The 12,952-nt window shown below is 59.2% G+C and carries 9 protein-coding genes and 1 pseudogene; 5 read left to right on the top strand and 5 right to left on the bottom strand.

Features of this window, described 5'->3' with window-relative positions; all coding sequences use genetic code 11:
* The coding region (locus ACKWJN_RS16595; protein WP_408598756.1) for a DEAD/DEAH box helicase at window positions 1–1,727 on the bottom strand (1,727 nt) is incomplete at its 3' end.
* Window positions 1,728–1,972: 245 nt separating this feature from the next.
* Here ACKWJN_RS16595 and ettA point away from each other — a divergent pair.
* Window positions 1,973–3,640, top strand: coding sequence for an energy-dependent translational throttle protein EttA (ettA, locus tag ACKWJN_RS16590; protein WP_408598755.1), 1,668 nt, complete (start codon window positions 1,973–1,975; stop codon window positions 3,638–3,640).
* Between the two features lie 148 nt (window positions 3,641–3,788).
* Here the strand turns inward: ettA and ACKWJN_RS16585 are convergent, their stop codons facing one another.
* Complete coding sequence (locus ACKWJN_RS16585) at window positions 3,789–4,796, bottom strand: P1 family peptidase (protein ID WP_408598753.1); 1,008 nt, start codon at window positions 4,794–4,796, stop codon at window positions 3,789–3,791.
* An 81-nt stretch (window positions 4,797–4,877) separates the two neighbouring features.
* Between ACKWJN_RS16585 and ACKWJN_RS16580 the strand changes: the two genes are divergently transcribed.
* The 4 genes from ACKWJN_RS16580 (at window position 4,878) to ACKWJN_RS16565 (ending at window position 9,398) form a co-directional block, all read left to right on the top strand.
* A complete protein-coding gene (locus ACKWJN_RS16580; RefSeq protein ID WP_408598752.1) occupies window positions 4,878–5,501 on the top strand; it encodes a response regulator in 624 nt (207 codons plus the stop codon).
* Between the two features lie 82 nt (window positions 5,502–5,583).
* Window positions 5,584–7,284, top strand: coding sequence for a long-chain fatty acid--CoA ligase (locus tag ACKWJN_RS16575; RefSeq protein ID WP_408598751.1), 1,701 nt, complete (start codon window positions 5,584–5,586; stop codon window positions 7,282–7,284).
* 47 nt (window positions 7,285–7,331) lie between these two features.
* Window positions 7,332–8,333 (top strand): LLM class flavin-dependent oxidoreductase, encoded by a 1,002-nt coding sequence (locus tag ACKWJN_RS16570; RefSeq protein ID WP_408598749.1) that lies wholly within the window; start codon window positions 7,332–7,334, stop codon window positions 8,331–8,333.
* 33 nt (window positions 8,334–8,366) lie between these two features.
* Entirely contained in the window at window positions 8,367–9,398 is a 1,032-nt protein-coding gene (locus tag ACKWJN_RS16565; RefSeq protein ID WP_408598747.1) for a methionine synthase, read from the top strand.
* A 354-nt stretch (window positions 9,399–9,752) separates the two neighbouring features.
* Here the strand turns inward: ACKWJN_RS16565 and ACKWJN_RS16560 are convergent, their stop codons facing one another.
* The 3 genes and pseudogenes from ACKWJN_RS16560 to bktB form a co-directional block, all read right to left on the bottom strand.
* Entirely contained in the window at window positions 9,753–10,262 is a 510-nt protein-coding gene (locus ACKWJN_RS16560) for a hemerythrin domain-containing protein (RefSeq protein WP_408598745.1), read from the bottom strand.
* A gap of 123 nt (window positions 10,263–10,385) precedes the next feature.
* Window positions 10,386–11,726, bottom strand: a pseudogene (locus ACKWJN_RS16555) (MFS transporter); the annotation flags it as partial.
* Between the two features lie 5 nt (window positions 11,727–11,731).
* Window positions 11,732–12,913, bottom strand: a complete 1,182-nt coding sequence (gene bktB, locus ACKWJN_RS16550; RefSeq protein ID WP_408598743.1) for a beta-ketothiolase BktB — start codon at window positions 12,911–12,913, stop codon at window positions 11,732–11,734.
* Window positions 12,914–12,952 lie beyond the last annotated feature (39 nt).

The following is a 12,952-nucleotide window of genomic DNA, read 5'->3' as shown; positions in this document are numbered from 1 at the left end:
CCGCCACCAAATCCACCACCGCCGCGCTTGCGCTCGGTCATGAGGTCAACGCTGGTGCGTGTGGGGTCGGGTTGGCGTTGTCCGCCACCTTGGGTTTTGTGGCCAAAGGCATTGACACCACTTTGGGTGCCCAGATGCGCATTGGCGCGGGGTTGAAAGTCATCGTCATCGCGACGTGGCGGGCGTGCCTCGTTGTCGCGTGGCATGCGTGGCTCAAAGTCGCGTGACGGGCGTGGGGCATCTTGACGCGGACCACGGTTGTCAAATTGGCGCGCTGGGCGAGGACCTTGGCCTTGGGGGCGATTGCCGTCACGCACAGGGCGGTCTCCGTTGCGGTCCCGGCTCACATGGCCGTTGGGGCGTGGGGCACGGCCTTCGCTGTCGCCGCCTTCGCCACGAGGTGCAGGGGCACGGCCTCCGCGTCCACCCGCACCCGAGGCGCCTTTGGTGTCGCGGATGCGTTGCATCATTTCACTGCGCGCGGCTTTGGCTGCGGCGGCCATCACGTCGCGGCCTGGGGGTTTGCCCAAACCACCCCAGAGGGTTTGGCGGCCCATGGCAATGGGTTCGGCTTTTTCATCGGCCTCGGGACCAAAGCCTTCGACCACCACGACAGGAACTTGCTGCTTGGTGAAGTGCTCAATGTCTTTCATGAAGCCTTCTTCGTCCAAGGACACCAAGCTCACCGCTTCGCCACTTGAGCCTGCACGACCGGTGCGGCCAATGCGGTGCACATAGTCTTCGCTGATGTTGGGAATCTCGTAGTTCACCACGTGTGGCAACTCGTCGATGTCGATGCCGCGTGCGGCAATGTCGGTGGCCACCAAGGCGCGAATGTCGCCGCTCTTGAAACCTGCCAGGGCTTGGGTACGGGCGGTTTGGCTTTTGTTGCCGTGCAAGGCCATGGCGCTGATGCCGTTCTTGGTCAAAAACTCGGCCACGTTGTTGGCGCCAAACTTGGTGCGTGTGAACACCAACACTTGGCTCCAGTTGTGCTCGTTGATGATGTGTGCCAGCAAGGCTTTTTTCTTGCCACGACCCACCGGGTGGACCACTTGCGTGATGCGTTGCACCGTGGTGTTGCTGGGGGTGACCTGGATGCTTTGTGGGTCCTTGAGCAAACCGCTGGCCAGCTCTCGAATTTCGTCGCTGAAGGTGGCTGAGAACAACAAGCTTTGCTTGTCTTTGGGAACCAGGGCCAAGATTTTCTTGACATCGTGGATGAAGCCCATGTCGAGCATGCGGTCGGCCTCGTCCAGGACCAACATTTGCACGGTGGACAAGTCCAACAGGCCTTGTTGCTGCAAGTCGAGCAAGCGACCTGGCGTGGCCACCAAGATGTCCACGCCTTTTTTGATGCGTGCGACTTGTGGGTTCATGCCCACGCCGCCAAAGATGACGGTGGAAGTGAGCTGCAAGTATTTGCCGTAAGTGCGGATGGACTCTTCCACCTGCGCGGCGAGTTCACGGGTTGGCGTGAGCACCAGGGCACGGACACCATAGACGCCGAATTTGTTTTCGGTGCTGCGGCTCATGGTGAGCTTGTGCAGCATGGGCAAGGTGAAGGCGGCGGTTTTGCCGGTGCCGGTTTGCGCACCTGCCAACAGGTCGTGGCCGGCCAGCACGGCGGGGATGGCCTGGGCTTGGATGGGGGTGGGAGTTTCGTAGCCCTGTTCGACTACGGCTTTCAGGATGGCCGGAGCCAAATTCAATTCTTCAAAGTTCATGATGGAGCGCCCATGTCAGAGCGCATGACACCGACCCGCTTGGCCCGAAGGCCACCCAGTCAAAGGTCGGCAATATTTACAAGGTGAGCTGTTGGGATCACAAACAAGGGTGTTTGGAACAAGCTCCAGCAGAAGTGCTGATGTTGTGGCAACTGGCGGCGACAACGGGATGTATTGTGGCACGGATCAGGAGTACAGGGATAATCACGTCTTTATTGCAATTGCGACCCCCGAAAGAACAACACATGGCTCAGTACGTTTTCTCCATGAACCGTGTCGGCAAGATTGTGCCGCCCAAGCGCCACATTTTGAAAGACATCTCCCTCAGCTTCTTCCCTGGTGCCAAGATCGGCGTGTTGGGTTTGAACGGCTCGGGCAAGTCCACGTTGCTCAAAATCATGGCGGGCATCGACAAGGAAATCGAAGGCGAAGCCATTCCCATGGCCGGCTTGAAGATTGGTTATTTGCCACAAGAGCCGCAACTCGATCCTGAGCACACGGTGCGCCAATCGGTGGAGAGTGGCATGGGTGAGGTCAAAGAAGCCCAAGCCCGTTTGGAAGAGGTGTATGCCGCCTACGCCGAAGAAGACGCCGACTTCGATGCTTTGGCTGCTGAGCAGGCCAAGCTCGAAGCCATCATCGCGACTTCGGGTGCGGGGGACGGCTCAGACCATTTGTTGGACATCGCGGCTGATGCGCTGCGCCTGCCCCCATGGGACGCCATCATTGGCAAGCTGTCTGGTGGTGAGAAGCGTCGTGTGGCCTTGTGCCGCTTGTTGCTGTCCAAGCCCGACATGTTGCTGCTTGACGAACCCACCAACCACTTGGACGCCGAGTCGGTGGATTGGTTGGAGCAGTTCCTGGCCCGTTTCCCAGGCACCGTGGTGGCCATCACCCACGACCGCTATTTCTTGGACAACGCCGCCGAGTGGATTTTGGAACTCGACCGTGGCCACGGCATTCCCTACAAAGGCAACTACTCCACGTGGTTGGAGCAAAAAGAAGCCCGTTTGGCGCAAGAAAACCGCACCGAAGACGCGCGTGCCAAGGCCATGAAGAAAGAACTGGAGTGGTCGCGCCAAAACCCCAAGGGCCGCCAAGCCAAGAGCAAGGCCCGTTTGGCGCGCTTTGAAGAGTTGTCCGACTACGAATACCAAAAACGCAACGAGACTCAGGAAATTTTCATTCCAGTGGCCGAGCGTTTGGGCAACGAAGTGTTTGAGTTCAAAAACGTCAGCAAGTCTTTTGGCGACCGTGTGCTGATTGACAACCTCAGCTTTCAGGTGCCAGCCGGCGCCATCGTCGGCATCATCGGCCCGAACGGGGCTGGTAAGTCCACCCTCTTCAAGCTGATTGCCGGCAAAGAAAAGCCCGACAGCGGCGAGGTGAAAGTGGGTCAAACCGTGAAGATGGCCTTTGTGGACCAGACGCGCGACGACTTGAACGACGAAAAAACCGTGTGGGAAGACATCTCGGGTGGTCTTGACATCTTGACGGTGGGCAAGTTCCAGATGCCCAGCCGTGCGTATTGCGGGCGCTTCAACTTCAACGGTGGCGACCAGCAAAAGAAGGTCGGCATGTTGTCAGGCGGCGAGCGTGGTCGTTTGCACTTGGCCAAGACCTTGATCGAAGGCGGCAACGTGTTGCTGCTGGACGAACCCTCGAACGACTTGGACGTGGAGACTTTGCGTGCCCTGGAAGACGCGCTGCTGGAGTTCGCCGGTTCGGTGATGGTGATCAGCCACGACCGCTGGTTCCTCGACCGCATTGCCACCCACATTCTGGCCGCTGAAGGCGACAGCCAGTGGTTGTTCTTTGATGGCAACTACCAAGAATACGAAGCCGATAAGAAGAAGCGCCTGGGTGAAGAAGGTGCCAAGCCCAAGCGCGTGCGCTTCAAGGCTTTGAAATAACTTTGCGCATCTGTTCAACAGGCCCAGTTCGACAGAACTGGGCCTGTTGTCATGGGGCGCTCAGTTTGCGCTCAGTTCGGCTTACAGGGGCTTGTAGGGGGCTATGGGTGCTATGGGGGCTATTGGATTTATTGGGGTCTATTGGGGTCTATTCGGCGTGGGGAACACGCGTCATGGCTGGCCACCAGTGCTGTCCCAGCCGCAACTCGGTCGCCGCTTGGACCGCCCTCACCACCGCCATGGCGGTGACTTCGGCGGCCAGCGTGCTCAGCAGCATCATGTCTGGTGCATGCGCGCTGGTGCCCGTGGCCAGGGCAAACAGGGTGTCACCGTCGAGCGGTGTGTGAACCGGGCAGATGCTGCGTGCCAGGCCATCGTGGGCCACTTGTGCCAAACGCTGGGCTTGGGGCTTGGTCAGCACCGCATCGGTGGCCACCACGCCTATGGTGGTGTTGCTGCCCACGGGCACGCTGTGCATCGCATGGCCTGCGAGCTGGGCCTGGCGGATGTTGAGCAGTTCCAGGCTATCGGGTGAGCGTCGGGCCCCTGCAAGCAGTTGACCCGTCAGCGGATCCACCACATCGCCCAAGGCGTTACAGACCACCAAGGCCGCCACGGTGACGCCGTTGACCGTGAGGGCCGCACTGCCGACGCCGCCTTTCATGGCGCAGTTGGGGCCATTCATTTTGCCCACCGTGGCACCCGCACCGGCCCCCACATTGCCTTGAGCCACAGGTGCAGGGCTGGCATCGACGCAGGCTTGGTAGCCGGCGTGGGCATCTGGGCGAATGCGCAAGCCACCTTGGGAGAAATCATCCACCATCAAGTCAAAGATCACAGCCGCTGGCACGATGGGCACCCGAACCGGCCCCACACACAGCCCATGACCGTGCTCTTCCAGCCATCGCATGACGCCTGAGGCGGCATCGAGGCCATAGGCGCTGCCCCCACTCAGTACAATGCCGTGCACGTGTGGGACCGTGTTACCGGGGGACAACAGGTCGGTTTCGCGCGTGCCTGGCGCCGCTCCACGTACATCCACCCCTGCCACGGCGCCTTGGGGTGACAGCACCACCGTGCAACCCGTGGGTCGGCGTGTATCGCTGAAATGACCGACTGTGAGTCCCGCAATTCGGGTCAGGCTATCGTTATTCATGGTTTATTTAGTATTCGTAAAATTTGAAGAAAATAACTTAAAATAGCCCTTAAGTTTAAATTTCAGCAAATAAGGATTTTCATGGCCACTCTCTCCATCAAAGAGCCTTACGACGGCTATTGTGGAACCAGTTATGCCGCCAAAGTGTTGGGTATCTCTGTGGGGACTGTACAAGGCTTGGTGGAAAAAAACGACCTGAGGGCATGGAAAACACAAGGTGGACACCGCCGCATCTCTTTGCAATCGATTCAGGAATACCAACGGCGCCATAACCTGTCTCAGGCCAGTTCATCCGCCACTGAAGATTGTTTGCGCGTCTTGGTGGTGGAAGACGATGAGAACACCCGTCTGATGCTGCAAGCCAATTTTGAAAAATGGGGCTTGCCCATCGATGCCGTGATGTATGCCTCAGCCATGGAGGCCTTGTTGGACATGCCAAGTCTGCAACCCCAAGTTCTGCTGACCGATTTGCGCATGCCCAACGTGGATGGTTTTCAATTTTTAAAAACGCTGAGTCAACATGCCTTGTTTTCTTCGTTGGCGATCGTGGCCATCACCGGCATGAGTGCCAAAGAAGTGCAGGCCAAAGGGGGGTTGCCCGACGGTGTTCAGTTGTTGCAAAAACCCATCGACTTGGATTGGTTGCGCGGCTTTTTTGACGCCTTGATGTCCATGCGGCAAATCAACCGCCGCTCTCGCGTTTGAGGTGCACAAGCTTTCAACGGGCTGTACCGCGCTAGGGCCTACCCCGATGTGTTTGGCTGGCGCGCCAAGCTAAGCTGTTGGCATGAAAGCCCATCATCGTTTTTGGCCCGCGCGCCTGCCGCACACTCTCTCTGTTCCTGAGACGTCCTTGTGGGACAACTTGCGCATCAGCGCCTGTCGTTACCCGCACAAATCAGCCTTGATTTTTTTAGGTCGGCGTGTGAGTTATGCGCAGTTGATGGACCAGGCTGAAAAGTTGGCGGCCTACTTGCAACACCTGGGGGTGAAAAAAGGGGATCGGGTGGTGCTCGACATGCAGAACTGCCCACAACTGGTGATGGCCCATTTCGCTATTTTGCGTGCCAATGCGGTGGTGGTGCCCGTCAATCCCATGAACCGTGCCGAGGAGCTCAAGCACTACATCACCGACCCCGATGCGCGCGTGGCCATCACCACCGCCGACTTGAGCGCCGAGTTGGCCAAGGCCAGCAACCAGTTGCCCCAGGGGCAGGGATTGGCACACATGGTGGTGACCCATTTCACCGACGCCTTTGACGCCAACATCCAAGGCGACGACGCCCCGCCCCAAGCTTGGCAAGCCTGGTTGTCAACCCAGCACCTCTTGCCAGAATTGGCCGCTGGCCAAGTGCACACCTGGCAACAAGCGCTGTCCAGTGCCTATCCTTTGGGGCTCTTGGAAGTAGGGCCGCAAGACTTGGCGGTTTTGCCCTACACCAGCGGCACCACGGGCTTGCCCAAGGGGTGCATGCACCCGCACCGCACCCTCATGCACAACGCGATTGCCTCGGCCGTTTGGAGTGGCGGAACCCACGAAAACGTGGGGTTGTTGGTGGTGCCGATGTTTCACATCACGGGCATGACCAGCGTCATGCATGCGGGCATTTACCTTGGGGCCACCTTGGTGCTGATGCCACGCTGGGACCGTGAACTGGCGGGGCGATTGATCTCCAACTGGCAGATCACCCATTGGACGAACATTCCCACCATGGTGATTGACCTCTTGGGCAGTCCCAACTTTGACAAATTCAATTTGAAAAGCTTGGTCCACATTGGGGGAGGCGGTGCGGCCATGCCGCAAGCGGTGGCGCAACGGTTGTGGGAGTTGTATGGCCTGCGCTACAGCGAGGGCTATGGTTTGACCGAAACCGCAGCCCCCTCACACAACAACCCGCCCGATGCGCCCAAGCAGCAGTGCTTGGGTATCCCGTTCATGAGCACCGATGCACGCATCGTCGACCCCGAAACCTTGCGCGAAATGCCACAAGGCGAGTCGGGCGAAATCGTCATCCATGGCCCTGAAGTGTTCAACGGCTACTGGAAGCAGCCCGAGGCCACCGCTGCTGCCTTCTTTGATCTCGACGGCAAGCGTTTTTTTCGCTCCGGCGATTTGGGCCGGGTGGACGAGGACGGCTACTTCTTCATCACCGACCGTCTCAAACGCATGATCAATGCCTCGGGCTTCAAGGTCTGGCCCGCAGAGGTGGAGGCGTTGATGTTCAAACATCCTGCCATCCAAGAGGCTTGCATCATCGCGTCACATGACAGCTACCGGGGCGAAACCGTCAAAGCTGTGGTGGTGTTGCGCGGCACCCACCAAGGCGGGGTGAGCGAACAAGACATCGTGGCGTGGTGTCGCGAGCACATGGCGGTCTACAAAGCACCCACCCAAGTTGAATTTGTCGATGCCCTGCCCAAAAGCGGCAGCGGCAAAGTCATGTGGCGGGCCTTGCAAGAAGCACAAAAGTCAGGCGCAACTGACTAAAGCCTGGGTGACAGCTGGCTTTTGTCGGTGCGGGTAAGCTACGGCCTGTGCTCAAACTATCTGTCCTCGACCAATCTGCTGCGGCTGCAGGCCGCCACCAAGACACCGCCATTCGCCAGACCTTGGCTTTGGCGAGCCAATGCGAAGCCTGGGGCTACCACCGCTTTTGGGTCAGCGAACACCACAGTCACCCCAGCATCGTTGGCACTGCACCAGAGGTGCTGATGGCGGCCATTGCGGCCCGCACCACGCGCATCCGCTTGGGGTCTGCAGGCGTGATGCTGCCGCACTATGCACCGCTCAAAGTGGCCGAACAATTTCGTGTGCTCGACGCTTTGGCACCCGGGCGCATTGACTTGGGCGTAGGCCGCGCGCCAGGCAGCGATGGACGCACCGCCCAGTTGCTCAACCCCGACCGCCATGCCTCAGACAACTTCCCGCAACAGGTTCTGGAGCTGCAAGCCTGGGTCACTGGACAGCCTATTCCGCAAGGGCACCCAGGGCATGGCGTTTTCGCCTACCCAAGTGGCCCGACCTCACCTGCCGTGTGGATGTTGGGGAGTTCAGACTATGGTGCGCAACTGGCCGCTCATTTGAGCTTGCCCTATGCTTTTGCTTACTTCATCACCGACGGGCAAGGGGCTGACGCAGCCCTTCAGCTTTACCGTGCCAACTTCCGTGCCAGCGAGGGCATGGCCAAACCCCAGGCCACGGTGTGTGTGTGGGCCTTGGCCGCAGACACCGAAGACGAGGCTTGGGCGCTGTTTCAAAGTCGTGCGCGCTGGCGCATGGACCGCAATTCCGGTCGCATTGGCCCGATCTTGCCGCCCGACCAAGCGGCGCGTGACTACACACCGTCTGAGCAAGTGGCCTTGGCCGAGATGCGTGCCAAGGCCTTGGTCGGCAGTGCCCCTCAAGTCGCCGCCAAGCTGCGCGCTTTGTCCGAGCGCTTGCAAGTCGACGAGGTGGTGCTCATCACCTGGACCCACGACCCAGCCGCCCAAAGCCGATCCTATGAACTGCTGGCGCGCGAGTTCGCGCTGAACTGAACGCATTTTTTCCCCACTACACGGAGCTCTCACATGTTTACAACCGCCATTGCCGGCAGCCTGCCCAAACCCGAGTGGTTGGCCGAAACCAACAAACTCTGGCCCAAGTGGCACGCCGAGGGCGATGCCCTGCGGCAAGCCAAGGCCGATGCCACGCTGTTGTGGATCAAAGCCCAAGAAGACGCAGGCTTGGACGTGATTGGCGACGGCGAGCAATCGCGCCAACACTTTGTGCACGGTTTTTTAGAGCAGGTCGAAGGCATCGACTTTGAGAACAAAGTGACCATGGGCATTCGCAACAACCGCTACGACGCGCAAGTGCCCCAAGTCATTGCCCCCTTGCGACTCAAAGGCCGTGTGCATGCGTTTGAAGCACAACTGGCCCGCGCCCACACCCAGAAAAAACTCAAGTTCACCTTGCCTGGCCCCATGACCATCGTGGACACCGTGGCCGATCGTTTTTATGGCGAGGGCGAAGAGGGCCGCATCAAGATGGCGTTTGCCTTTGCCGAGCTGCTCAACCAAGAGGCGCTGGCCTTGCAAGCCGATGGCGTGGACATCATCCAGTTTGACGAGCCTGCTTTCAACGTCTACCTGGACCAAGCCGCAGACTGGGGCGTCAAAGCCTTGGAGCGCGCTGCGCAAGGCCTGACCTGCACCACCGCAGTTCACATTTGCTACGGCTATGGCATCGAAGCCAACAACAACTGGAAGAAAACCCTGGGTGACGAATGGCGTCAGTACGAAAAGGTGTTTCCGGCCTTGGCCAAGAGCAGCATCCAGCAAGTGAGTTTGGAGTGTTACCACTCGCACGTGCCGCCCGAGATGATGGCCTTGCTGGAAGGCAAAGACGTGATGGTGGGCGTGATCGATGTGGCCAGCGACGTGATTGAAACGCCCGAAGAAGTGGCCGACACCATTGGCCGCGCTTTGCAGTTTGTGCCCAAGCACCGTTTGATTGCTTGCACCAATTGCGGCTTGGCACCGATGAGCCGTGAGGTGGCGACCAAGAAGCTCCAAGCCTTGGCGGCTGGCGCTGCGTTGGCGCGTCAGCGTTACGCCTGAGCTTTGTTTCTTTGGCGGTGGGGGAGGTGTTTGGGTGCCTGTTGCCGCTCATGTCCCCCGATCCAGGCTGCGCCTGAATCTCCTCCTTCACTTCGCTGCAACAGACACCCAAACACCTCCTTGGCTAACGTCAAGTCGCGGACACAAACACAGGCGCTCCAAATTCTCAGGATCAGAAAGCGTTAGTGTCTTGTGAAGCGAAGTGAAGGAGGAGAGTCTTGCAGCATGCAAGACTCGGGGGACATGAGCGGAACAAGGCACTAACGCTTTCAGGTCCGTGCGGCAAAAGATCTGATCCGTGCGAAAAAAGCTCAGGCCCTTGCGAAGAAAAACCAGCCACAACCGAACAGGGATTTAAGAGCAGGTGCTCCCACCACAGCCATGAATCTCGCCCTGAGGCAAGCCCTCAGGTTTGGATACCACCCCTGTGGCTTCGTCGTAGCCCACCCCGCGCAGGTGCAGTGCCAAGGCAGCATCCATCGTTTGGGCATGCTGCGGGAACCACAGACCCAACTCATGCGCCATTTGACGCACCAACGCCAAATCACCTTGCTCTTTGCCACGCTTGAGGCCTTCGCGCATCACTTGCAAGATCACGTTGTGCTGCGTGCTGTGGCAATTGCTGGATGAAAAGTGCGTGTCCGCCATCCAGCGGTCTTCGCTGCCAAAGTGCTCTTCGGTGTGCGCGATCAAGTCCACAAAACGATCCAACAGTTCATCGTCTTGGGCCATCTCAGTCGCACCCAGCAGGTCCACAAACTCGCGGTGGGTGTCGTCCATGAAGTCGAGTTCAAGGCCCAGGGCATCGCTCCACGCCAGGGTGGGTGCTCGTGCAGTGGTGAAGTCCAGGGTCTCGGTGGTCATGGCAGGGGTCTCCAAATCTTGAATGGTCAGAGCATAAATTGAAAACACATCGTCTGAGTTGCGCTAAGTCAAGCGCGAGACGGACGGCGCTGGGCACCTCCCACGCAGAATGCCGTTTGTCTAAAACACAGAGCGCAGCCACGCCACAAAGCGGCGTGGGTAGGCAGGCTCCAGCCAAAAAATCGCGCCCGTCACCCCCGCATTGGCCACGCCCGTGCACAGCATCACTTCGGCAATGGTCAGGCCCGCACTGAGCAAGGCCCCGGCGATCAAGGCGCTGGCCATCATGAACAAGGCGTTGAGGATGTTGGTCGCCGCAATCAAACGCGCGCAGTGGTCTTGGTGGCTGGTGAGCTGAACCCAGGCGTACATGGGCACGCTGTACAAGCCGGTGAACAGGCTCATGAGCAGCAAGTCGGCCATCACCCGCCAATGCGCTGTGTGGCCCACAAAGGCTGTGATATCCATCGGCAAAGCCTCGGGCAAATGGCGCACAGCAAAGAACAAGTCAATGCAAAACACACTCATGCCCAAGGCGCCCAGTGGCACCAAACCCATTTCGACCTGCCCACGACTCAGCCTTTCGCACAGCAGAGCGCCGGTGCCAATGCCGACCGAGAACAACACCAGCAGCAGCGAGGCCACATGGGCGTCGCCGTGCAACACCTCTTTGGCAAAGCTGGGGAATTGGCTCAAAAAGATGGCGCCAAAAAACCACATCCAGCTGATGCCCAGCAGGGTGTGAAACACGCTGGGGTTGCTGCGTGCCAAACGCAGATTGCGCCAGGTTTCGGTGAACGGGTTCCAATTGATGCGCAACAGCGGTGCCAAGGCACGACCGGATGGAATCAACGCACTGGCAAAACGCCCCAGTGCAGCCAGCGCCAAGCAGGACAGCGACACGCTGGCAGGCCCAATCTCAGGCAGGGCGACCAATAGGCCGCCTGCCACATTGCCCAGCAAGATGGCCACAAAAGTCCCCATTTCCACCATGCCGTTGCCACCCGTGAGTTCTTGCGCATTCAACACGCGGGGCAGGTAGGCAAATTTGACCGGACCAAACAAGGTGGAGTGCACGCCCATCAAAAAAATACAGACCAACAGGGTGGCGACCTGTTGGCTGGCAACGCCCCAGGCGGCCAGCGCCATGATGGCGATTTCAAAGTTTTTGACCCAGCGCATCAAGGCCACGGGGTCGTATTTGTCGGCCAATTGGCCGCTGGTGGCCGAGAACAACAAAAACGGCAGGATGAACACCGCCCCAATCACCAAGCCCGCCAAGCTGGGCGGCAGCCAGTCGATGCTGAGTTGGTAGGTCACCAACACCGTGAGGGCGAACTTGAACAAGTTGTCGTTCGCGGCCCCGCAAAACAAAGTCCAAAAAAATGGCCCAAACCGTCGCTGCCTCAACAACGCGAACTGTGGCGTTGCGTCTGTGGGAGCAGCGTCGGCCGGACCGGGCATGGTGTTTACATGCGCTCGAAGATGGCGGCAATGCCTTGGCCGCCGCCAATGCACATGGTCACCAGGGCGTATTTGCCTTGGATGCGTTGCAACTCGTACAAGGCTTTCACCGTGATCAAGGCCCCCGTGGCACCGATGGGGTGACCCAGCGAAATGCCTGAGCCATTGGGGTTGACCTTGGCCGGGTCAAAGCCGAGCTCTTGGCTCACGGCGCAGGCTTGGGCGGCAAAGGCTTCGTTGGCTTCAATCACATCCATGTCGTGGACCGTCAAGCCCGCTTTTTGCAACGCCAAGCGCGAGGCCGACACCGGGCCCATGCCCATGATCTTGGGCTCTAAGCCGGTGTGGGCGTAGGCCACCAGACGGCCCAGCGGCTTGGCACCACGGGCTTGTGCGGTTTTGGCTTCCATCAGCACCACCGCGGCGGCGGCGTCGTTGATGCCCGAGGCGTTGCCTGCCGTCACCGTGCCGTTTTCTTTGACGAACACGGGCTTCAACTTGGCCATGTCTTCGGCCTTGCAGTTGGGGCGGAAGTGCTCGTCGGTGGTGTAGGCCACGTCGCCTTTTTTGCTTTTGAGGATCACCGGCAGGATCTGGTCTTTGAAGTAACCCGCTTCGGTGGCGCGTTGTGCGCGGTTGTGGCTTTCCACGGCCAAGGCGTCTTGCATGTCACGGGTGATGCCAAATTGAGCCGCAATGTTCTCGGCGGTCACGCCCATGTGGATGGTGTGGAAGGGGTCATGCAAGGCACCGACCACCATGTCGACCAGCTTGGTGTCGCCCATGCGTGCGCCCCAACGTGCGCTGAGCGATGCGTAAGGGCCTCGGCTCATGTTTTCGGCGCCACCGCCAATGGCGATGTCACAGTCGCCCAACATGATGGCCTGGCTGGCCGACACAATCGCTTGCAAGCCCGAGCCGCACAGGCGGTTCACGTTGAAGGCCGGAGTGGCTTGGCCGCAACCGCCGTGGATGGCCGCCACACGCGACAAGTACATGTCTTTGGGTTCGGTGTTGACCACATGGCCAAACACCACGTGGCCCACATCTTGGCCGTCCACGCCCGCACGGGCCAAGGACTCGCGCACCACAAGTGCTGCCAATTCGGTGGGCGGGATGTCTTTCAGACTGCCACCATAAGTACCAATGGCGGTGCGAACACCGCTGACGACGACGACTTCACGCATGTTTGTCTCCTGTGGATGAAAATAAAAACCGGACCAGTG

Source organism: Limnohabitans sp., assembly GCF_046052825.1.
Taxonomy (GTDB): domain Bacteria; phylum Pseudomonadota; class Gammaproteobacteria; order Burkholderiales; family Burkholderiaceae_C; genus Limnohabitans.
This window is presented reverse-complemented; position numbering and strand designations above follow the sequence as displayed.

Excerpts from the sequence above, each read along its gene's own strand:
- ACKWJN_RS16585 (WP_408598753.1), bottom strand. The coding sequence starts at position 4,796 with ATGAATAACGATAGCCTGACCCGAATTGCGGGACTCACAGTCGGTCAT.
- ACKWJN_RS16575 (WP_408598751.1), top strand. The coding sequence starts at position 5,584 with ATGAAAGCCCATCATCGTTTTTGGCCCGCGCGCCTGCCGCACACTCTC.
- bktB (WP_408598743.1), bottom strand. The coding sequence starts at position 12,913 with ATGCGTGAAGTCGTCGTCGTCAGCGGTGTTCGCACCGCCATTGGTACT.
- ettA (WP_408598755.1), top strand. The coding sequence starts at position 1,973 with ATGGCTCAGTACGTTTTCTCCATGAACCGTGTCGGCAAGATTGTGCCG.
- ACKWJN_RS16565 (WP_408598747.1), top strand. The coding sequence starts at position 8,367 with ATGTTTACAACCGCCATTGCCGGCAGCCTGCCCAAACCCGAGTGGTTG.
- ACKWJN_RS16560 (WP_408598745.1), bottom strand. The coding sequence starts at position 10,262 with ATGACCACCGAGACCCTGGACTTCACCACTGCACGAGCACCCACCCTG.
- ACKWJN_RS16580 (WP_408598752.1), top strand. The coding sequence starts at position 4,878 with ATGGCCACTCTCTCCATCAAAGAGCCTTACGACGGCTATTGTGGAACC.